15 protein-coding genes are annotated in these 19,790 nt (G+C 73.6%); 7 read left to right on the top strand and 8 right to left on the bottom strand.

The window, feature by feature from the left end:
- Nucleotides 1-54: 54 nt before the first annotated feature.
- Entirely contained in the window at nucleotides 55-576 is a 522-nt protein-coding gene (locus tag AC07A6_RS08365; protein WP_478776536.1) for a DUF937 domain-containing protein, read from the bottom strand.
- Nucleotides 577-852: 276 nt separating this feature from the next.
- Between AC07A6_RS08365 and recD2 the strand changes: the two genes are divergently transcribed.
- Together recD2 and AC07A6_RS08355 are read left to right on the top strand one after the other, a co-directional pair.
- Nucleotides 853-3,099 (top strand): SF1B family DNA helicase RecD2, encoded by a 2,247-nt coding sequence (recD2, locus tag AC07A6_RS08360; protein ID WP_478776535.1) that lies wholly within the window; start codon nucleotides 853-855, stop codon nucleotides 3,097-3,099.
- A gap of 183 nt (nucleotides 3,100-3,282) precedes the next feature.
- Nucleotides 3,283-4,572, top strand: coding sequence for a citrate synthase (locus tag AC07A6_RS08355; RefSeq protein ID WP_362461667.1), 1,290 nt, complete (start codon nucleotides 3,283-3,285; stop codon nucleotides 4,570-4,572).
- 353 nt (nucleotides 4,573-4,925) lie between these two features.
- Here the strand turns inward: AC07A6_RS08355 and AC07A6_RS08350 are convergent, their stop codons facing one another.
- Nucleotides 4,926-7,235, bottom strand: a complete 2,310-nt coding sequence (locus tag AC07A6_RS08350; protein ID WP_478776534.1) for a heavy metal translocating P-type ATPase — start codon at nucleotides 7,233-7,235, stop codon at nucleotides 4,926-4,928.
- Nucleotides 7,236-7,329: 94 nt separating this feature from the next.
- Nucleotides 7,330-7,554 carry a heavy-metal-associated domain-containing protein gene (locus tag AC07A6_RS08345; protein ID WP_362474332.1) on the bottom strand — a complete coding sequence of 75 codons (225 nt, stop codon included), beginning with the start codon at nucleotides 7,552-7,554 and terminating at the stop codon, nucleotides 7,330-7,332.
- 143 nt (nucleotides 7,555-7,697) lie between these two features.
- On the opposite strand from AC07A6_RS08345, the gene AC07A6_RS08340 reads away from it, so the two are divergent.
- On the top strand, nucleotides 7,698-8,900 hold the full coding sequence (locus tag AC07A6_RS08340; RefSeq protein WP_478776533.1) for a cation:proton antiporter: 1,203 nt from the start codon (nucleotides 7,698-7,700) through the stop codon (nucleotides 8,898-8,900).
- A 37-nt stretch (nucleotides 8,901-8,937) separates the two neighbouring features.
- Here AC07A6_RS08340 and AC07A6_RS08335 read toward each other — a convergent pair whose 3' ends face one another.
- The 3 genes from AC07A6_RS08335 to AC07A6_RS08325 form a co-directional block, all read right to left on the bottom strand.
- Nucleotides 8,938-9,138 (bottom strand): helix-turn-helix transcriptional regulator, encoded by a 201-nt coding sequence (locus AC07A6_RS08335; protein WP_042800909.1) that lies wholly within the window; start codon nucleotides 9,136-9,138, stop codon nucleotides 8,938-8,940.
- A gap of 249 nt (nucleotides 9,139-9,387) precedes the next feature.
- Nucleotides 9,388-10,401, bottom strand: a complete 1,014-nt coding sequence (locus AC07A6_RS08330) for a Gfo/Idh/MocA family protein (protein WP_478776532.1) — start codon at nucleotides 10,399-10,401, stop codon at nucleotides 9,388-9,390.
- Between the two features lie 25 nt (nucleotides 10,402-10,426).
- Nucleotides 10,427-11,341 (bottom strand): sugar phosphate isomerase/epimerase family protein, encoded by a 915-nt coding sequence (locus AC07A6_RS08325; protein ID WP_478776531.1) that lies wholly within the window; start codon nucleotides 11,339-11,341, stop codon nucleotides 10,427-10,429.
- Between the two features lie 130 nt (nucleotides 11,342-11,471).
- On the opposite strand from AC07A6_RS08325, the gene iolC reads away from it, so the two are divergent.
- The 4 genes from iolC to AC07A6_RS08305 all read left to right on the top strand — a co-directional run bounded on the left by iolC (nucleotide 11,472) and on the right by AC07A6_RS08305 (nucleotide 17,096).
- Nucleotides 11,472-12,395: a 5-dehydro-2-deoxygluconokinase gene (iolC, locus tag AC07A6_RS08320; RefSeq protein ID WP_478776637.1), complete on the top strand. Its 924-nt coding sequence runs from the start codon at nucleotides 11,472-11,474 to the stop codon at nucleotides 12,393-12,395.
- Between the two features lie 469 nt (nucleotides 12,396-12,864).
- Nucleotides 12,865-13,701, top strand: coding sequence for a 5-deoxy-glucuronate isomerase (gene iolB / locus AC07A6_RS08315; RefSeq protein ID WP_478776636.1), 837 nt, complete (start codon nucleotides 12,865-12,867; stop codon nucleotides 13,699-13,701).
- Nucleotides 13,698-15,584 carry a 3D-(3,5/4)-trihydroxycyclohexane-1,2-dione acylhydrolase (decyclizing) gene (iolD, locus tag AC07A6_RS08310; protein WP_478776530.1) on the top strand — a complete coding sequence of 629 codons (1,887 nt, stop codon included), beginning with the start codon at nucleotides 13,698-13,700 and terminating at the stop codon, nucleotides 15,582-15,584. The genes iolB and iolD overlap by 4 nt, the downstream gene beginning before the upstream one ends.
- Nucleotides 15,585-15,596: 12 nt before the next feature.
- The gene (locus AC07A6_RS08305; protein ID WP_478776529.1) at nucleotides 15,597-17,096 is read left to right on the top strand and encodes a CoA-acylating methylmalonate-semialdehyde dehydrogenase; all 1,500 of its coding nucleotides are present in this window, start codon (nucleotides 15,597-15,599) and stop codon (nucleotides 17,094-17,096) included.
- A 161-nt stretch (nucleotides 17,097-17,257) separates the two neighbouring features.
- Here AC07A6_RS08305 and AC07A6_RS08300 read toward each other — a convergent pair whose 3' ends face one another.
- Both AC07A6_RS08300 and AC07A6_RS08295 read right to left on the bottom strand, forming a co-directional pair.
- Entirely contained in the window at nucleotides 17,258-18,448 is a 1,191-nt protein-coding gene (locus AC07A6_RS08300) for a hypothetical protein (protein ID WP_478776528.1), read from the bottom strand.
- Nucleotides 18,449-18,513: 65 nt separating this feature from the next.
- Entirely contained in the window at nucleotides 18,514-19,551 is a 1,038-nt protein-coding gene (locus AC07A6_RS08295) for a WxL protein peptidoglycan domain-containing protein (RefSeq protein WP_478776527.1), read from the bottom strand.
- Nucleotides 19,552-19,790: the final 239 nt, after the last annotated feature.

Raw genomic sequence — 19,790 nt, 5'->3', positions numbered from 1 at the left:
CCGGAAGTCTCCATGGCTGCCGAGGATAGCGCGGGGGCGGCCGGCCGGGCGGGACTACTTCTTCCCGCCGCCCAGGATCTGGCCCAGCAGGTCGCCGAGGCCGCCGGCACCGGCGGGGGCGGCTCCCGGGGCAGGGGCCCCGGGGGTGGGGGCGCCCGCGCCCCTGCCCGCGGCGCGCTTGGCGAAGACGGCCATCAGCACCGGGATCAGCAGCTCGATGACGCGCATGACGGTCGGGGCGGGGATGCCGGTCTTCTTCGAGACGGCGTTGGCCACCGGTCTGCTCACCTTGGAGAGCACCCCGGCCATCATCCCGCCGCCGAGCAGCCCGCCGAGGCCGCCGCCGAGGGTGGCCACGCCCTGGAGGGGGGCCTCGGACACCTCCGCGAAGGCCTGGCGGACCTCGTCGTCGTCGGCGTCGGCCTTCTCCTGGAGGCCGCCGGTCATCGCCCCGACGGTCTGGGAGACGGTGTCGCGGGCGCCGGCGGCGTCGGTGCCGAGCAGGGAGGCGATCTCCTGGAGCTTGTCGTCGCCGAGCTCGTTCATTACGTCGTCTTCGAAGGAAGAGTCGCTCATGCCGGAAACGCTACGTGTGCGGTGATTTCATGGCACCTCGGAGTACTCCCCGGGTGGCTGAACGTAATGGAAAGGTAAAGCTGTGATTCCGCATGCAACCCTCCGGGCGCCACGCGGGTCGTATGGAACGTCGGGACTTCCGGGTGGGGATCCGGGGGGATCGGGAAGTCCGACGAGGGAGGGGTAACCGTGAGGGGGTCCGGCCGCGAGGCCGGACCCCCTTTCGTTTGTCCACAGGCCCGCCGGGCTGTCGGCGGCGGACTGTAGCTTCGTGCCATGGCGAACAACGGGGCGGTGCAACCGGCGGTGGTCGAGGGGGTGCTGGAGCGCATCACCTACGCCAACGAGGAGAGCGGCTACACGGTCGCCCGGGTCGACACCGGCCGCGGCGCCGGGGACCTGCTGACCGTCGTCGGCTCGCTGCTCGGCGCGCAGCCCGGCGAATCCCTGCGCATGGAGGGCCGCTGGGGCTCGCACCCGCAGTACGGCAGGCAGTTCAGCGTCGAGAACTACTCGACGATCCTGCCCGCCACCATCCAGGGCATCCGCCGCTACCTCGGCTCCGGCCTCATCAAGGGCATCGGCCCCAGGATCGCCGACCGCATCGTCGAGCACTTCGGCCTCGACACCCTCGACGTCATCGAGGCCGAGCCGAAGCGGCTGATCGAGGTCCCCGGCCTCGGCCCCAAGCGGACGAAGCTGATCGGAGCCGCCTGGGAGGAGCAGAAGGCCATCAAGGAGGTCATGGTCTTCCTCCAGGGCGTCGGCGTCTCCACCTCCATCGCCGTCCGCATCTACAAGAAGTACGGGGACGCCTCCATCTCGGTGGTGAAGAACCAGCCGTACCGGCTCGCCGCCGACGTCTGGGGCATCGGCTTCCTCACCGCCGACCGCATCGCCCAGGCCGTCGGCATCCCGCACGACAGCCCCGAGCGGGTCAAGGCCGGCCTCCAGTACGCCCTGTCCCAGTCCACCGACCAGGGGCACTGCTTCCTCCCCGAGGAGCGGCTCATCGCCGACGGGGTGAAGCTGCTCCAGGTGGACACCGGGCTGGTCATCGAGTGCCTGGCCGAGCTCGCCGCCGATCCGGAGGGCGTCGTACGGGAGCCCGTGCCCGACCCGCAGGGCGGCCCCGACCCCCTCACCGCCGTCTACCTGGTCCCCTTCCACCGGGCGGAGCTGTCGCTGGTCGGCCAGGTCCGCCGGCTGCTGAACGCCGAGGAGGACCGGATGCCCGGCTTCCGGGACGTGGACTGGGACAAGGCCCTCGGCTGGCTCGCCGGCCGCACCGGGGCCAGCCTCGCCCCCGAGCAGCGGGACGCGGTCAGGCTGGCCCTCACCCGCCGGGTGGCGGTGCTCACCGGCGGGCCCGGCTGCGGCAAGTCCTTCACCGTGCGCTCCATCGTGGAGCTGGCCCGGGCCAAGAAGGCCAAGGTGGTGCTCGCCGCCCCCACCGGCCGGGCCGCGAAGCGGCTGTCCGAGCTGACCGGGGCCGAGGCCTCCACCGTGCACCGGCTGCTGGAGCTCAAGCCCGGCGGGGACGCGGCGTACGACCGGGACCGGCCGCTGGACGCCGACCTGGTCGTGGTCGACGAGGCCTCGATGCTGGACCTGCTGCTGGCCAACAAGCTGGTCAAGGCGGTGGCGCCGGGAGCGCACCTGCTGCTGGTCGGCGATGTGGACCAGCTCCCCTCGGTCGGCGCCGGCGAGGTGCTGCGGGACCTCCTCGCCGAGGGCGGGCCGGTGCCGGCCGTCCGGCTGACCCGGATCTTCCGCCAGGCGCAGCAGTCGGGCGTGGTCACCAACGCGCACCGCATCAACACCGGGGTGCCGCCCATCACCGACGGCCTGCCGGACTTCTTCCTCTTCCCGGAGGAGGACACGGAGGCGGCCGGGGTCCTCGCCGTGGACGTGGCTGCCCGCCGGATCCCGGCCCGGTTCGGGCTCGACCCGCGCCGGGACGTCCAGGTCCTGGCCCCCATGCACCGGGGGCCGGCCGGAGCGGGGAACCTCAACGGCCTGCTCCAGCAGGCGATCACCCCGGCCCGGCCGAACCTGCCCGAGAAGCGGTTCGGCGGCCGGGTCTTCCGGGTGGGCGACAAGGTCACCCAGATCCGCAACAACTACGAGAAGGGCGCCAACGGCGTCTTCAACGGCACCGTCGGCGTGGTCACCGCTCTGGACGTGGAAGAGCAGCGCTTGACGGTCCGTACAGAGGAGGACGAGGAGGTGGGGTACGAGTTCGCCGAGCTGGACGAGCTGGCGCACGCGTACGCCGTCACCATCCACCGTTCCCAGGGGAGTGAATATCCGGCGGTCGTGATCCCCGTCACCACCGGGGCTTGGATGATGCTCCAGCGGAACCTGCTCTACACGGCCGTGACCAGGGCGAAGAAACTGGTCGTCCTGGTCGGGTCCCGCAAGGCCCTCGGGCAGGCGGTGCGTACCGTTTCCGCAGGCAGGAGGTACACGGCGGTGGCCGCGCGGCTCGCCGGCCGGGTCTCGGTGGGAAACATCACCTAGATGATCGATCATTTGGGGTTCCTACCACCGGCGCGGAGGGGGCAGGATGAGCAGGTTGACGGCACTCAGTGCCGTCAAAAGGACCAAAGGCCGACCCCGAGTGCACTCTCCTGCGCCAAATGGGGGAAGGTAGAGGCAGTCAGGGCACCTCGAAGAAGAGGCACTACGTCGGTGAGGGATGACGTGAGCGACAACTCTGTAGTACTCCGGTACGCGGACGGTGAATACACCTACCCGGTGGTCGAAAGCACCGTCGGTGACCAGGGCTTCGACATCTCGAAGCTCCGGGCCCACACCGGGCTCGTCACGCTGGACAGTGGCTACGGCAACACCGCCGCCTACAAGTCGGCGATCACCTACCTCGACGGTGAGCAGGGCATCCTGCGCTACCGCGGCTACCCGATCGAGCAGCTGGCGGAGCGCTCGACCTTCATCGAGGTCGCCTACCTGCTGATCAACGGTGAGCTGCCGACCGTCGACCAGCTCGCGTCGTTCCGCAACGAGATCACCCAGCACACGCTGCTGCACGAGGACGTGAAGCGGTTCTACGACGGCTTCCCGCGCGACGCCCACCCGATGGCCATGCTGTCGTCCGTGGTCAGCGCGCTGTCGACGTTCTACCAGGACAGCCACAACCCGTTCGACGAGAAGCAGCGCCACCTCTCGACGATCCGTCTGCTGGCCAAGCTCCCGACGATCGCCGCGTACGCGTACAAGAAGTCGGTCGGCCACCCGGTGGTCTACCCGCGCAACGACCTCGGCTACGTCGAGAACTTCCTGCGCATGACCTTCTCCGTGCCGGCCCAGGAGTACGACCTGGACCCGGTCGTGGTCTCCGCGCTCGACAAGCTGCTGATCCTGCACGCGGACCACGAGCAGAACTGCTCGACCTCCACCGTGCGCCTGGTCGGCTCCTCGCAGGCGAACATGTTCGCCTCGATCTCCGCCGGCATCTCGGCCCTGTGGGGCCCGCTGCACGGTGGCGCCAACCAGTCCGTCCTGGAGATGCTGCAGGGCATCAAGGACGACGGCGGCGACGTCGACGCCTTCATCCGCAAGGTGAAGAACAAGGAGGACGGCGTCCGCCTGATGGGCTTCGGGCACCGCGTCTACAAGAGCTTCGACCCCCGGGCGAAGATCATCAAGGCGGCGGCGCACGACGTCCTCTCGGCGCTCGGCAAGAGCGACGAGCTGCTGGACATCGCGCTCAAGCTGGAGGAGCACGCGCTGGCCGACGAGTACTTCGTCGCCCGCAACCTCTACCCGAACGTGGACTTCTACACCGGTCTGATCTACCGGGCCATGGGCTTCCCGACCGAGATGTTCACCGTGCTCTTCGCGCTCGGCCGCCTTCCCGGCTGGATCGCGCAGTGGCACGAGATGATCAAGGAGCCCGGCTCCCGCATCGGCCGCCCGCGCCAGATCTACACCGGCGAGGTCCTGCGCGAGTTCGTCCCGGTCGAGGCCCGCTAGGTCCTCCCGGCCGCTCCGGTTCGCGGAAAGCGCCCCGCCGTCGATCCCCCCACGGGTCGACGGTCGGGGCGCTTCCCTTTCCCCGGCAGCGGATTCCCCCCACGGGATCCGCGCCGGGGCGTCGGTGTGTGCCGGGACCCGTTCGGGTCGGGTGGGCCGCTCAAAGCTTCCCGAGGGCACGCGTCCCGGCCGGCGGATGCCCGGAAGCCCCCCAAGGACCTCCGTGAAACGTCCCCCAAGACGTTTCCGGCATCGCCCCATTAGACCTGTGACGACCCCGGATGGTTACGTTGTCATCACTGTGATCTGCGTCTCCAGTGAAGGATCTGTGGAGGGAACGGGGAGGAGATCCTTTAGCGGAACGAGCGCAGCCGCAGGCTGTTGGTCACCACGAAGACCGACGAGAAGGCCATCGCCGCCCCCGCGATCATCGGGTTGAGCAGCCCCGCGGCGGCCAGCGGGAGCGCCGCCACGTTGTAGCCGAAGGCCCAGAAGAGGTTGCCCTTGATGGTGGCCAGGGTCCGCCGGGAGAGCCGGATCGCGTCCGCCGCCACCCGCAGGTCGCCCCGTACGAGGGTCAGGTCGCCGGCCTCGATGGCCGCGTCCGTGCCGGTGCCCATGGCGAGGCCCAGGTCGGCCTGGGCGAGCGCGGCCGCGTCGTTGACCCCGTCGCCGACCATGGCGACCGTGCGGCCCTCGGCCTGGAGCCGGCGGACCACGTCCACCTTGTCCTGCGGGAGCACCTCCGCGATCACCTCGTCGATGCCCACCTCCCGGGCCACCGTCGCGGCCACGGCCCCGTTGTCGCCGGTCAGCAGCACCGGGGTGAGGCCGAGCGCCCGCAGCCGGGCCACGGCCTCGGCGCTGGTCCCCTTGACGGCGTCGGCCACGGTCAGCAGCCCGCGGGCCGCGCCGTCCCAGGCGACGAGCACCACGGTGGCGCCGGCCGCCTCGGCGGCGGCCCTGGCCGCGGCGAGCGGGGCGGGCAGGGTGATCCCGTGGTCCGTGAGCAGCCGCTCGCGGCCCACCAGGACCTCGCGCCCCTCGACCGTGCCGCGGACGCCGAGCCCGGCGAGGTTTTCGAAGGAAGAGGGTGCCTCGAAGGAAGAGGGCGTCTCGAAGGAGGCCTGCGCGGGCAGCTCCCCGGCCGCCTCGGCGGCGCCGGCCGCGATCGCCCGGGCGACCGGGTGCTCGGAGGCGTGCTCCAGCGCGCCCGCGAGCCGCAGCAGTTCCTTCTCGTCCACGCCCTCGGCCGCGTGCACCCCGGTCAGGGTCATCCGGCCGGTGGTGACCGTCCCGGTCTTGTCGAGCACGACGGTGTCCACGCGCCGGGTGGACTCCAGCACCTCCGGCCCCTTGATCAGGATGCCCAGCTGTGCGCCCCGGCCGGTGCCGACCATCAGCGCGGTCGGCGTGGCCAGGCCCAGTGCGCAGGGGCAGGCGATGATCAGGACGGCCACGGCGGCGGTGAACGCGGCCGTGGGGTCGTCGGTGAGCAGCAGCCAGACGACCCAGGTGCCGAGCGCGAGGAGCAGGACGACGGGCACGAAGACGGCGGAGATCCGGTCGGCGAGCCGCTGCACCTCGGCCTTGCCGTTCTGGGCCTCCTCGACCATGCGGGCCATCCGGGCGAGCTGGGTGTCGGCCCCGATCCGGGTGGCCTCCACGAGGAGCCGGCCGGAGGTGTTCACGGTGGCGCCGGTGACGGTGTCCCCGGCGGTGACGTCGACCGGGACGGACTCCCCGGTCAGCATGGACGCGTCGACGGCGGAGGAGCCCTCGACGACGGTGCCGTCGGTGGCGATCTTCTCGCCGGGCCGGACCGCGAACCGGTCCCCGACCGCGAGCGCGCCGACGGGGATCCGCACCTCGCGGCCGTCGCGCAGGACGGCCACGTCCTTGGCGCCCAGCTCCATCAGCGCCCGCAGCGCCGCGCCCGCCTTCCGCTTGGAGCGGGCCTCCAGGTAGCGGCCGAGCAGGATGAAGGTCACGACGCCCGCCGCGACCTCCAGGTAGAGGGCGGAGGAGCCGGCCGTCCGCCCGGCGGTGAGGTCGAAGCCGTGCCGCATGCCGGGGTTCCCGGCGTGGCCGAAGAAGAGCGCCCACAGGGACCAGGCGTAGGCGGCCAGCGTGCCGACCGAGACCAGGGTGTCCATGGTCGCGGCGCCGTGCCGGAGGTTGGTCCAGGCGGCCCGGTGGAAGGGCAGGGCGCCCCACACCACCACGGGCGAGGCGAGGGTGAGGCAGAGCCACTGCCAGTTGTCGAACTGGAGGGCGGGGACCATCGAGAGCAGGACCACCGGCAGGGCCAGGGCGGCGGACACCAGCAGCCGCTGCCGCAGCGCCGCGAGCTCGGGGTCGCGTACGGCGGCGGTGTCCTCGGGCTCCGCTTCCGGTTCGGGGCGCGGCGGCGGGGGTTCCTCGGCGGTGTAGCCCGTCCTGACCACGGTCGCGATCAGGTCGGCCACCTGGACCGCGCCGCCGTAGGAGACCCGGGCCTTCTCGGTGGCGTAGTTCACCGTGGCGCTGACGCCGTCCATCCGGTTGAGCTTCTTCTCGATGCGGGCCGCGCAGGAGGCGCAGGTCATCCCGCCGATCGTCAGTTCGACCTCGGAGGCGGGGGCCTCCGTTATGGGCCCGTCGTGCACTGTGCTGCTGCTCATGTTCCCGCTCCAGGGGGAGGGCCGGGCCGTACGGTCCAGTATGAGCTGGCGGGTGCGGCCCGGCGGGGTGCTGCGGCTGGGAGGGGCCGGAGGCTCAGGCCGCCACGCCGGCGAGCTCGTACCCGGCCTCGTCCACGGCGGCGCGCACGTCGTCCTCGGAGAGCGGGGCCTGGGACTCGACGGTGACCTCCCCGGTGGCGGCGACGGCCTTGACCGAGGTCACGCCGGGAAGGGCGGTGAGCTCGGCGGTCACGGCGCCCTCGCAGTGCCCGCAGGTCATCCCGGTGACCTTGTACACGGTTACCGTCATGGCGGTCATGTCGTTCTCCTCTGTCGGGGGACGTCTGTCTCTCTCCACTCTATACCCCTAGGGGGTATTGAGTGTCCATTGAGTGCGGCTCCGGAGGCCCTCCGGCCGTCCTCCGGTGGCCGGGATCGCCGGAGCGTACGTAAATGGCGCTCATGGCCCAGTCTGTGACGCTCATCCTCATCATGGCCGCCGCGGTGCTCGCGCCGCTGCTCGCCTACGTGACGGCACGCTGGCTCTCCGTCCCCCTGGTGATCTTCGAGATCGTGCTGGGCGTCCTCATCGGCCCCGACGTGCTCGGCTGGGCGCACACCGGCGAGGTGATCGACGTACTGAGCCAGCTGGGCCTGGCCATGCTGATCTTCCTGGCCGGCTACGAGATCCGGTTCGACGAGGTCAAGGGCGACACCCTGCGCCGCTCGGCCTGGGCCTGGCTGGCCGCCCTCGCCCTCGGGCTGGCCGCCGGCACCCTCCTCGCGCACGGCGGCTTCGACAAGGGCGTCTACGTCGGCACCGCGCTCACCAGCACCGCACTCGGCGCGGTCCTGCCGATGCTGAGGGACTCCGGGGACCTGGACGGCCGGTTCGGGACGGTGACCATGGCCGTGGGCTCCGTCGGCGAGTTCGGGCCGATCATCGCGATGGCCCTGCTGCTCAGCGGCCGGGCACCGGCCCGCTCGGCGGCGCTGCTGGCCGCCTTCGCCGTCCTGACGGCGGTGGCGGTGTTCTGGGCGATGCGGCCCAAGCCGCCCTGGTTCGCCGCGGTCATCGCCAAGACCCTGCACAGCAGCGCCCAGTTCGCGGTACGGCTGGTGGCGCTGATGCTCGTCGCGATGCTCGGGCTGGCCCAGGCGATGGGCCTGGACGTCCTGCTCGGCGCCTTCGCCGCCGGGCTGATCACCCGGCTGGTGCTGCACGGGGCGGCGCCCGAGAGCAGCGAGGCCGTGCTGTCCAAGGTGGAGGCCATGGGCTTCGGCTTCCTGGTGCCGCTGTTCTACGTGGTCACCGGGATCCAGTTCGACCTGGAGGCCCTCCTCGCGGGCGGCCGCGAACTGCTCCTGCTGCCCGTGTTCCTGCTGCTGTTCCTGCTGGTGCGCGGGCTGCCGATCTGGCTGCTGGCCCCGCGTGACCTGGTGCGGCGCGACCGCGGGGCGCTGGTGCTGTTCGGGTCGACCGCGCTGCCGCTGGTGGTGGCGATCACCACCCTCGGGGTGGAGGACGGCGAGCTCGGCGCCGGGGAGGCGGCCGCCCTGGTCGGGGCCGGCATGGTCTCGGTGCTGGTCTTCCCGCTGATCGCCCTGCGGCTGCGGGGCCACGCCGCGGCCGGCGGCCTGCGGGCCGGGGAGGAGTCCTGGTGACCGGGGCGGGGCCCGGCCCCGCCCCCGTACCACCGGATCACTCCTCGCGGCGGCCGCGGTTGCCGGGGCGGCGCGAGACCCAGGTCCGGATGGTGTCGGCGTACCAGTAGGGCTTGCCGCCCTCCACGTGGTCGGGGGCGGGCAGCAGCCCGTGCTTGCGGTAGGAGCGCACGGTGTCCGGCTGGACCCGGATATGGGCGGCGATCTCCTTGTAGGACCACAGCTGTCGGTCGCTCATCCACGCCACCTCCTGGTCCACGGCGCGGGGCCGGCCGGGAGGCCGTCGGGGGAGCCGGCGCGTGGACACTGACGATCACTCGGGTTGTGCCCGGAGAACGACGCTCGGTGAGCGCGGGGGAGGGTCTGTGGACTCCCTGTGACGGAAAACCCGCGTAGTGCGGACATGTGTGACACGGCGGCGACTCCCGTGACGTACGTGACACAGGAGCCGCCGGTGGCGGCAGGGGGCGACGTCGGCCCGGCGGGCTCAGCGCGCGTACAGCTCCGGCCGCTCCGCCAGCCGCACCTCGGTCCGTACGCCGCTGCGCGCGGCCGCCAGCCCGGCCTCCGACACCGCGGCGGCCGCGTACCCGTCCCAGGCGTCGGGGCCGTCCACCCGCCCCCGCCCGGCCGCCGCCACCCAGCGCCGCACCTGGCGGTCGTAGGCGTCGGCGAAGCGCGTGGTGAAGTCCTGGGTGATCTCCCCGCCCCAGCGGCCGCCCGACTGGACGACCATCGCCTGCCCGTCGCCGATCCGGGCGCTGCCCGACTCGCCGACGGCCTCGCACTGCACCTGGTAGCCGAACCCGCAGTTCACGAAGATCTCCACGTCGACCACCGCCCCGCCCGAGGTCTCCAGCAGCACCAGCCGGGGATCGCGCAGCCCCTCCGGCGCCGCCGAGGACGGGGTCGGGGACAGCACCGTCACCGCCGTCACCTCCTGGCCCAGCAGCCAGCGGGCCGCGTCCACCTCGTGCACCACCGAGTCGCTGATCAGCATGTCGCTGGTGAAGAAGGACGGCGAGGCGGCGTTGCGGTGGCGGCAGTGCAGGAAGAGCGGCCGGCCGATCCCGCCCGAGTCCAGCAGCTCCTTGAGCCGCTCGTACTCGGCGTCGAAGCGCCGCATGAACCCCACCTGCACCAGCCGCCGGCCGAGCCCCCGCTCCGCCTCCAGCACCCGCAGGGCCCCCTCCGGATCCGGCGTCAGCGGCTTCTCGCAGAGCACCGGCAACTCCCGCCCCAAGGCGTGCAGGATCGCCTCCTCGTGGGCCGGTCCCGGCGAGGCGATCAGCACGGCGTCCACCCCGGGAGCCGCCACCGCCGCCGCCGGATCGGTGTACGCGCCCACCCCGTCCAGGCCCGCCGCGACCTCCTTGACCCGGTCCCCGTCCGGGTCGGCCACGGCCACCACCCGCGCCCCGCCCACCCTGTCGCCGATCCGGCGGACGTGGTCGGCGCCCATCTTCCCGGTGCCGATGACGGCGATGCCGAGCGTGCTCATGTCTCTCCTCCGAGGTTCGGGGTCGTCAACGGGCGCCGCAGGAGCGCAGATAGGCACGGGTCCGCCGGGCGATCGGCAGCGGACGCTCCGGCGGACACGGGTACATGTCCTGCTCCACGATCGCGAACAGCTCCACCCCGAGCCGCTGCGCCGCCGCCAGCACGGGCTCCAGCGCGGGCACCCCGGACGGCGGCTCGCACATCACCCCGCGCGCCACCGCCGGGCCGAACGGCGTCCCCTGCGCCCGCACTTCGGCGAGGACCCGCGGGTCGACCTGCTTCAGGTGCAGGTAGCCGATCCGCTCGCCGAACGTCTCGATCGCCTCGACGCTGTCCCCGCCGCAGTACGCGTAGTGCCCCGTGTCCAGGCACAGGGAGACCAGCGCCGGATCGGTGGCGTCCAGGAACCGGGCCACGTTCTCCGGGGTGTCGAGGTGCGTGTCCGCGTGGGGGTGGACCACGATCCGCAGCCCGTACCGCTCCCGGACCTCCCGGCCCAGGCGCTCGGTCTGCGAGGTCAGCTCACGCCATTGGGCGGGGCTCAGGACCGGGTCCTCCAGCATCCCGCCGGTCTTGTCGTCGCGCCAGAAGGACGGGATCACGACGAGGTGCTCCGCCCCCGTGTCCCGGGCCAGCGCGGCGATCCGCGACACGTGCGCCCAGGTCTGCTCCCAGACGCCGGGGCCGTGATGGAGTCCGGTGAAGACGGTGCCGGCGGACACCCGCAGCCCGCGTCCGGCGGTCTCGTCGGCGAGCCGGGCCGGATCGGTGGGCAGATAGCCGTACGGGCCGAGCTCGATCCACTCGTACCCGGCGTCGGCGACCTCGTCGAGGAACCGCTCCCAGGGGGTCTGCAGGGGATCCTCCGGAAACCAGACACCCCAGGAGTCCGGAGCCGAACCGACACGGATACGGGTCAACGCGGGTGGGGAGGAGGTCATGGCGGCCACCTTAGGGTGCGGGGGCTTCGAGGAAGAGGGAGGACGAATGGGAGGGCGAGTGGGAGGGCGAGTGGCAGGAGAACCGGCTGTGGAAACGTCGGACGGGGGAGCCGTCCACGACCTGATCACGATGGGGCGGATCGGGGTGGATCTCTACCCGCTCAAGACCGGCGTACCGCTCGCCGAGGCCGACACCTTCGGCAAGTTCCTCGGCGGCTCGCCGACGAACGTCGCCGTCGCGGCCGCCCGGCTGGGGCGGCGCACGGCCGTCATCACCCGGACCGGGGCCGACCCGTTCGGCGCGTACCTGCGGGCCGAGCTGCGGGCGTTCGGGGTCGACGACCGGTGGGTGGCGGAGGTCGCCGCCCACCCGACGCCCGTCACCTTCTGCGAGGTCTTCCCGCCCGACCACTTCCCGCTCTACTTCTACCGGCTCCCGAAGGCGCCCGACCTGGAGATCGGGCCGGACGAGATCGACCGGGCGGCGGTGCGGGCGGCGCGGGTCTTCTGGATGACGGGCACGGGCCTGAGCGCCGAGCCGAGCCGCGCCGCGACCCTGGCCGCACTGGAGGCCCGCTCGAAGTCCGGGACCACGGTCTTCGACCTCGACTGGAGGCCGACGCTGTGGGACGGCCCGCCGCAGCCCTGGTACGAGCGGGCCCTCGGGCTGGCGACGGTGGCCGTCGGCAACACCGCGGAGTGCGAGGTCGCCACCGGCTGCCGCGAGCCGTACGCGGCCGCGGAGGCGCTGCTCGCGGCCGGGGTGGAGCTGGCGGTGGTCAAGCGGGGGCCGAAGGGCGTCCTCGCGGTCCACCGGGACGGGACGGCGGTGGAGGTGCCGCCGGTGCGGGTGGAGGTCGTGAACGGGCTCGGCGCCGGGGACGCCTTCGGAGGCGCCCTGTGCCACGGGCTGCTGGCCGGCTGGGACCTGGAGCGGGTCCTGCGGTACGCGAACGCCGCCGGGGCGATCGTGGCCTCGCGGCTGGCGTGCTCGTCGGCGATGCCGTTCCCGCGCGAGGTGGAGGAGGTGCTGGGGCGTGCCGGTGCGGTCTGAGACGGGGATGGAACTCACCCGGCTGGTGGTGCTGGAGCTGGCACCGGGGGAGACGCACGGGTTCGCCTGCGGCGACGCGGAGTGGATCGTGCTGCCGCTGTCGGGCGCCTGCGAGGTCCGCTGCGCGGACGCTTCCCCGGACCCGGCTCCGGCTCCGGGCCGGGCCCAGGCCCAGGCCCAGGCCCCGGACGCGGACACGGGCCCCGGGGCCGGGGCACGGCCGGAACTCTCCCCGCCCCGCCCTTCCACCGTTCCCCGGGGCTCCGCCCCGGACCCCGCGCCTCAAGCGCCGGCGGGGCTGGGTGAGGGGGGCTCCGCCCCGGACCCCGTGCCGCAAGGGTCGGTGGGGCTGGGTGAGGGGGGCTCCGCCCCGGATCCCGCGCCGCAAGGGTCGGCGGGGCTGGGTGAGGGGGGCTCCGCCCCGGACTCCGCGCCGCAAGGGTCGGTGGGGCTGGGTGAGGGGGGCTCCGTGCCCGGGGTGGGAGCCACGGGCTTCGGGACTCGGGGTGCGCAGCGAAACCCAGCCCCGCCGGCGTTTGAGGCGCGGGGGTTCGGGGGCGGAGCCCCCGAGGGGGTCCGGGGCGCAGCCACGGTTTCGGGAAGGGGCGGGGTGGGGGAGGGCCCCGCAGGGACGTTCCGGCTGCGCGGCCGCGCCGGGGTGTTCGCGGGGCCGACCGACTTCGCGTACTTGCCCCGGGACGCCCGCGCCGAGATCGCCTCCGCCGGAGGCGGCCGGTTCGCGCTCGTCGGGGCCCGGTGCGAGCGGCGGCTGCCCGCGCGGTACGGCCCCGCCGACGCCGTACCCGTAGAGCTGCGCGGCGCCGGCCAGTGCTCGCGGCAGGTGCACAACTTCGCCGCCGCCGACGCCTTCGACTGCGACCGGCTCATCGCCGTCGAGGTGCTCACCCCCGGCGGGAACTGGTCCTCGTACCCGCCCCACAAGCACGACGAGCACCACCCGGGCGAGGAGTCCCGCCTGGAGGAGATCTACTTCTACGAGATCGCCCCGCACGGCGACACCCCCGGCGTCGGCTACCAGCGCGTGACGCCCTCGCCCGCCGGGAAGACCGACGTCCTCGCCGAGGTGCGGTCGGGTGACGTCGTCCTGATCCCCGACGGCTGGCACGGCCCGTCGATCGCGGCGCCCGGGCACGACATGTACTACCTGAACGTGATGGCCGGCCCGGACGCGGAGCGGGAGTGGCTGATCCGGGACCACCCCGACCACGCCTGGATCCGCGGCACCTGGCCCGCCCAGGCCGTGGACCCCCGCCTCCCGTTCCCCCGACCCGAGGAGACCCCGTGACCGCGCAGCGCAGCGTCCGGCTCACCACCGCGCAGGCCCTCGTGCGCTTCCTCGCCGCCCAGCACACCGAGCGCGACGGGCGGCGGCACCGGCTGATCGCCGCCACCTGGGGGATCTTCGGGCACGGGAACGTCGCCGGGATCGGGCAGGCACTGCTGGAGAGCGGGCCGGAGGCCATGCCCTTCCTCCAGGGGCGCAACGAGCAGGCCATGGTGCACGCCGCCGTCGGGTACGCCCGGCAGCGCGGGCGGCTCTCCGCGCACGCCGTGACCACCTCCATCGGGCCCGGCGCCAGCAACCTCGTCACCGGCGCCGCCCTGGCCACGATCAACCGGATCCCGGTGCTCCTGCTGCCCGGGGACACCTTCGCGACCCGGCCCGCCGATCCGGTGCTCCAGCAGCTGGAGGTGCCCTGGGCCGGCGACGTCTCCGTCAACGACACCCTGCGGCCGGTGTCCCGCTGGTTCGACCGGATCACCCGCCCCGAGGCCCTGGTCCCGGCCGCCCTGCAGGCGATGCGGGTGCTCACCGACCCGGTGCAGACCGGCGCCGTCACCCTCGCGCTCCCGCAGGACGTGCAGGCCGAGGCGTACGACTGGCCCGAGGAGTTCTTCGCCGAACGGGTGTGGCGGGTGCGCCGCCCCCGGCCCGACACCGACGAGCTGCGGGCCGCCGCCGAGGCCGTACGGGCGGCCCGCCGGCCCCTGCTGGTCGTCGGCGGCGGCATCCGCCACAGCGGCGCCGAGGACGCCCTGCGGGCCTTCGCCGACGCCACCGGCATCCCCGTCGCCGCCACCCAGGCCGGCAAGGGCGCGCTGCGCCACGACCACCCCGCCGAGGTCGGCGCCGTCGGCCACACCGGCACCGCCACCGCCGACGACCTGGCCCGCGCCGCCGACCTGGTCATCGCGGCCGGGACCCGGCTGACCGACTTCACCACCGCCTCCTCGACCCTCTTCCAGGACCCCGGCGTCCGCTTCCTCGGCCTCAACCTCGACCCGTACGACGCCCACAAGCAGGCCGCGCTGCCGCTGGTCGCCGACGCCCGCGAGGGCCTGGACGCGCTGCGCGCGGAGCTGGCGGGCCACCGCGTGGACCCCGCCTACGAGCGGACGTACCGCAAGGCCAAGCTCTACTGGGAGGCCCTGGTGGACCAGGCCTTCCACGCCCCCGACGAGGACGCCGTCCCCACCCAGGCCCAGCTGCTCGGGGCCCTCGACGCCGTCGTCGACGACACCGACGTGATCGTCAACGCGGCCGGCTCGCTCCCCGGCGACCTGCACCGGCTCTGGCGGGCCCGCTCCGCGTACCAGTACCACGTGGAGTACGGCTACTCCTGCATGGGCTACGAGATCCCCGGCGCCCTCGGCGCGGCCCTCGCCGCCCCGGACCGGCCGGTGTGGGCGCTCGTCGGCGACGGCTCGTACCTGATGAACCCCACCGAGATCGTCACCGCCGTCCAGGAGGGCGTTCCCCTCAAGGTGGTGATCGTCGACAACCACGGCTACGCCTCCATCGGCGGCCTCTCCGGGGCGGTCGGCGGCGAGGGCTTCGGTACGGCCTACCGCTTCCGGGCGCCCGGCGGGGCGTACACCGGTGATCCCCTTCCGGTGGACCTCGCGGCCAACGCGGCCTCCCTCGGGATGGCCGTGATCCACACCCGCACCATCGGTGACCTGCGAAAAGCCCTGGCCGAGGCCCGCCTCGCGGACCGGCCCACATGTGTCTACGCACAGACCCGAACACCCGACACTGTGTCGGGCCCGCCCCCGGCACAGGCGTGGTGGGATGTTCCTGTGGCCGAGACCGCGACCCGTGCGTCGGCGGCCCGGGCCCGTGAAGAGTACGACCGGCAAGCCGCGCAGCGACGTCGCCATCTGTGAAGGAGCAGCACAATGAAGACCGTCAACCACTGGATCGGTGGCAAGACCGTCGAGGGCGCGTCGGGCAACTACGGCCCGGTCACCGACCCGGCCACCGGCGAGGTCACCACGCAGGTCGCGCTCGCCTCCGCCGAGGAGGTCGACGCGGCCGTCGAGGTCGCCCAGGAGGCCTTCCTGTCCTGGGGCCAGTCCTCGCTGGCCGCCCGCACCAAGGTGCTCTTCGCCTACCGCGCCCTGCTGGACGCCAACCGCGACGCCATCGCCGAGCTGATCGTCGCCGAGCACGGCAAGGTGCACTCCGACGCGCTGGGCGAGGTCGCGCGCGGCCTGGAGATCGTCGAGCTGGCCTGCGGGATCACCACGCAGCTCAAGGGCGAGCTGTCCACCTCCGTCTCCAACCGGGTCGACGTCTCCGCCATCCGCCAGCCGCTCGGCGTCGTCGCGGGCATCACCCCGTTCAACTTCCCGGCGATGGTCCCGATGTGGATGTTCCCGCTGGCCATCGCCTGCGGCAACACCTTCATCCTCAAGCCGAGCGAGAAGGACCCCTCGGCCTCCGTCAAGCTGGCCGAGCTGATGACCGAGGCCGGCCTGCCGGCGGGCGTCCTCAACGTCGTCCACGGTGACAAGGTCGCCGTCGACGCCCTCCTCGCCCACCCCGGCATCTCCGCCGTCTCCTTCGTCGGCTCCACGCCGATCGCCCGCCACATCCACACCACCGCCTCCGCCCACGGCAAGCGCGTCCAGGCGCTGGGCGGCGCCAAGAACCACATGCTGGTGCTCCCGGACGCCGACCTGGACGCCGCCGCCGACGCGGCCGTGTCCGCCGCGTACGGTTCGGCCGGCGAGCGCTGCATGGCCATCTCGGCGGTCGTCGCCGTCGGTTCGATCGCCGACGAGCTGGTCGAGAAGATCCGCGAGCGCGCCGAGAAGATCAAGATCGGCCCCGGCAGCGACCCGACCTCCGAGATGGGCCCGCTGATCACCGCCGCCCACCGCGACAAGGTCGCCTCGTACGTCAAGGGCGCGGCCGACCAGGGCGCCGACGTGGTCCTGGACGGCACCGGCTACACGGTGGACGGCTTCGAGAACGGCCACTGGATCGGCCTGTCCCTGCTCGACAACGTGAAGACCGACTCCGACGCCTACCGCGACGAGATCTTCGGCCCGGTCCTGTGCGTGCTGCGGACCGAGACCTACGAGGAGGGCGTCGCCCTCATCAACGCCTCGCCGTTCGGCAACGGCACCGCGATCTTCACCCGCGACGGCGGCGCCGCCCGCCGCTTCCAGCTGGAGATCCAGGCCGGCATGGTCGGCGTCAACGTGCCGATCCCGGTGCCGGTGGGCTACCACTCCTTCGGCGGCTGGAAGGACTCGCTCTTCGGCGACCACCACATCTACGGCAACGACGGCATCCACTTCTACACGCGCGGCAAGGTCGTCACCACCCGCTGGCCCGACCCGGCCGACGCCCCCGCCGGCGTCGACCTGGGCTTCCCCCGCAACCACTGAGCCCGGCCCGTCCCCCGGGCGCCGACCGCCCGGGCCGTCCCCCGGGCGCCGACCGCCCGGGCCGTCCCCCGGGCGCCGGCCGCCCGGCCCGGCGCCCCGCCGAACCAGCAGCCCCCGGCCAACCCTCACCGGCCGGGGGCTGCCCCGTGCGCCGGGCCTGCTCAGCCCTGGAGCAGCGGCCAGACGTCCGCCGCCGCCGTCTGCGACCAGACCGCGTCGGCGTGCCCGTAGCCCGGGACCACGGCGAAGCGGACCCGGTCGTTGCCCGCCGCCCGGATCAGCTCCGCGCCGCGCGGCTCGTCGCCCCGGCCCAGCTCGGCGTTGACCCACACCACCTCGCAGCGGATCCGCTCCCACGCGATCCCGTACGCCTTGCCGTCGCCCGCCCACACCGCCGCGAGGTCCCGCATCAGCGCGGTGGGGACCAGCCCGCTGCCCAATGCCGACGTGGCCGCGTGCCAGGTGGCCAGCGGGGTCCTGGCCAGGGCGAAGCGGTCCTCGGCCGGGGTGGCGCCGAAGACGTACTCGCCCGCGCTGTGGCCCTGGCGGTAGATCCAGTTCGCCGGACCGGGCAGGGCGGCGGTGCGGAGCAGCGCGAAGTGGGCCAGGCCCGCGTGCGTGAAGCGGCGGGCCGGGTCCGGCGCCCAGGGCGCCTCCGACGCGCCCGACGGGTCCGCGACCGCCCGGGCGACCAGTGCCGCGAGGCCCGGGGCGGCCGCGTGGACACCCCGCGCGAGCTGCTCCTCGTACGCCTCGCGGGTCTCGGCGGCCCGCTCGGCCAGGGCCCCCGCGTACGGGCCGGTCGTGTCCAGGGCCAGCACCCGGCGCAGCCGCTCCGAGGGGTCGTGGGAGGCGGCGTCCAGGGCCAGGACGGCGCCGGCCGAGTGGCCCGCGTACTCGTACGGCAGGCCCAGTACGGAGTCCAGCGCGGCCACCACGGCCGCCAGGTCCCGGCGGTGCGCGGCCAGTCCGAAGTCCGCGGTGACCTCCTCGGGGCGGGCGGCGTCCTCGCGCGGGGTCACCCCGACCACCAGCAGGCCCTGGCGGCGCAGGTGGTGGGCCAGGTTGTCGTGGCCCGGAGTGAAGAAGTCCGCCGCGAAGTTCAGGCCACCGCCGGGCAGCAGGTACGCGATCCCGCGCGGGGCCCGCACCGTGTCGGCGACCACGTCCACGGTGACGGGCGCCGGGCCGCCGTCGTCGAGTGGGAGGGTGAGCCGTATCCAGCCGTCCCCGGGCAGGTAGGCGGCGGTCCCGGTGCCCAGCGCCCGCTCGATGCGGGTCAGCAGGCCCACGCCCCTGACCGGCCGGGCGGCGGGCGCGGCGGACCCGGGCTCGCTGTGCTCTCGTTCCATCCGTCTTGCCTCCCCGTCACAGGTGATGGCCGAATGCCGTCACCCCCCGGGGACACCCTTGCCGGTCAGCGGGCCCGCGCCAAGTCCGGTTCGCTCAGCGCTTCTTCCGGAGTGCCGCGGCGCCGCCGGCGCAGCACCAGGAGGGTGGTGCCGGCCCCCGCCAGGACCAGGAGCGCGCAGGCCGCCGGCCACGGCACGGCGACGAAGTCCGTACCGGCGTCCGGGGTGAGGTCGGGGTAAGCGGCGGCACTCGCCCGGACCTTGACGGACACCCGGTCCAACTGGGGGGCGTCCGGCCACGGTTCGGTCAGCTCGATGCGCTGGCCGGGCAGCAGTACGAGCTTCAGGTCCCGGGCGGGCCGGTTCAGCACCCGGCGCCCGAACAGCCCCTCGGCGGACACCGCCACCCTCGGCTCGACGACCACGTTGCCCCGGTTGACCAGCGTGTACGTGACGGTGGCCCGGGCGTCCTTGACCCACGGCAGCAGCGGGGCGCCCCGGGTGACCCGTACGTCCTCCACGGTCAGTCCCGGCGTCAGCGGGCCGGGCACCCTGAAGTACATCCGGGCGCCCACCTGTCGCTGGACCCCGACCTGCACCTTGCCGTCCTTGCGCACCCCCTCGACCTCGGTGTTCAGCGCGACGATCCCGCCGACGTGGTCGCCCGGCACGGCGTCCTGGGGGACCTTGACGGTGAAGGGGATGTCCTTGCGGCCCCGGGGCGGGACGGTGACGGTGGCGGCCGCCTCGGGTGCCAGCGCGACCCAGGCGCCGACGTCCTTCGGCCTGGTCTGCACGGGCAGCAGCGCGAAGGCCCCGCCCGAGGGGGTGTTCACCGCGTCGGTGGCGAAGACCCGGAAGGTCAGCTCCTTGTCGGAGGAGTTCACGATCGTCGCGCTGTCGCTGACGGTGGTCCCGGCGGCGCCCTGGTGGAAGAAGTACGCCCGGTCGGTCACCGACGCGCCGGCCGGCGGTGTCGGGAAGACCCCCCACGTGCCGTTGTCCGCGGCCGTGGCGGGGGTGGCGGGGAGCAGCAGCACCAGCAGCACCAGCGCGCCGGACAGGGCTGGCAGGAGGGAGCGGACAACGGTGCGGATGCGCATGGGCGTCGGTCTCCAGGGTCGCGGCGGACGGTGCGGCGGGTGGTGTGGCGGGGTGGAACGCGGGAGGGGGAACGCGGGAGGGGGAACGCGGGAGGGGGAACGCGGGAAGGTGGTGGGGGGGGGGGGGGGGGGACCCCCCCCCCCCCCCCCCCCTCCCTCCCTTCGCGGGAGACGGCGACCACCCCCGGCCGGGTGTTGGCGAACCGGACGACCGCACACTCGCCCCCCCCCCCCCCCCC

This window comes from Streptomyces sp. NPDC044002, from assembly GCF_056434525.1.
Note: the sequence above shows the minus strand (reverse complement) of the source record. Positions and strands in the feature narration are given on the sequence as shown.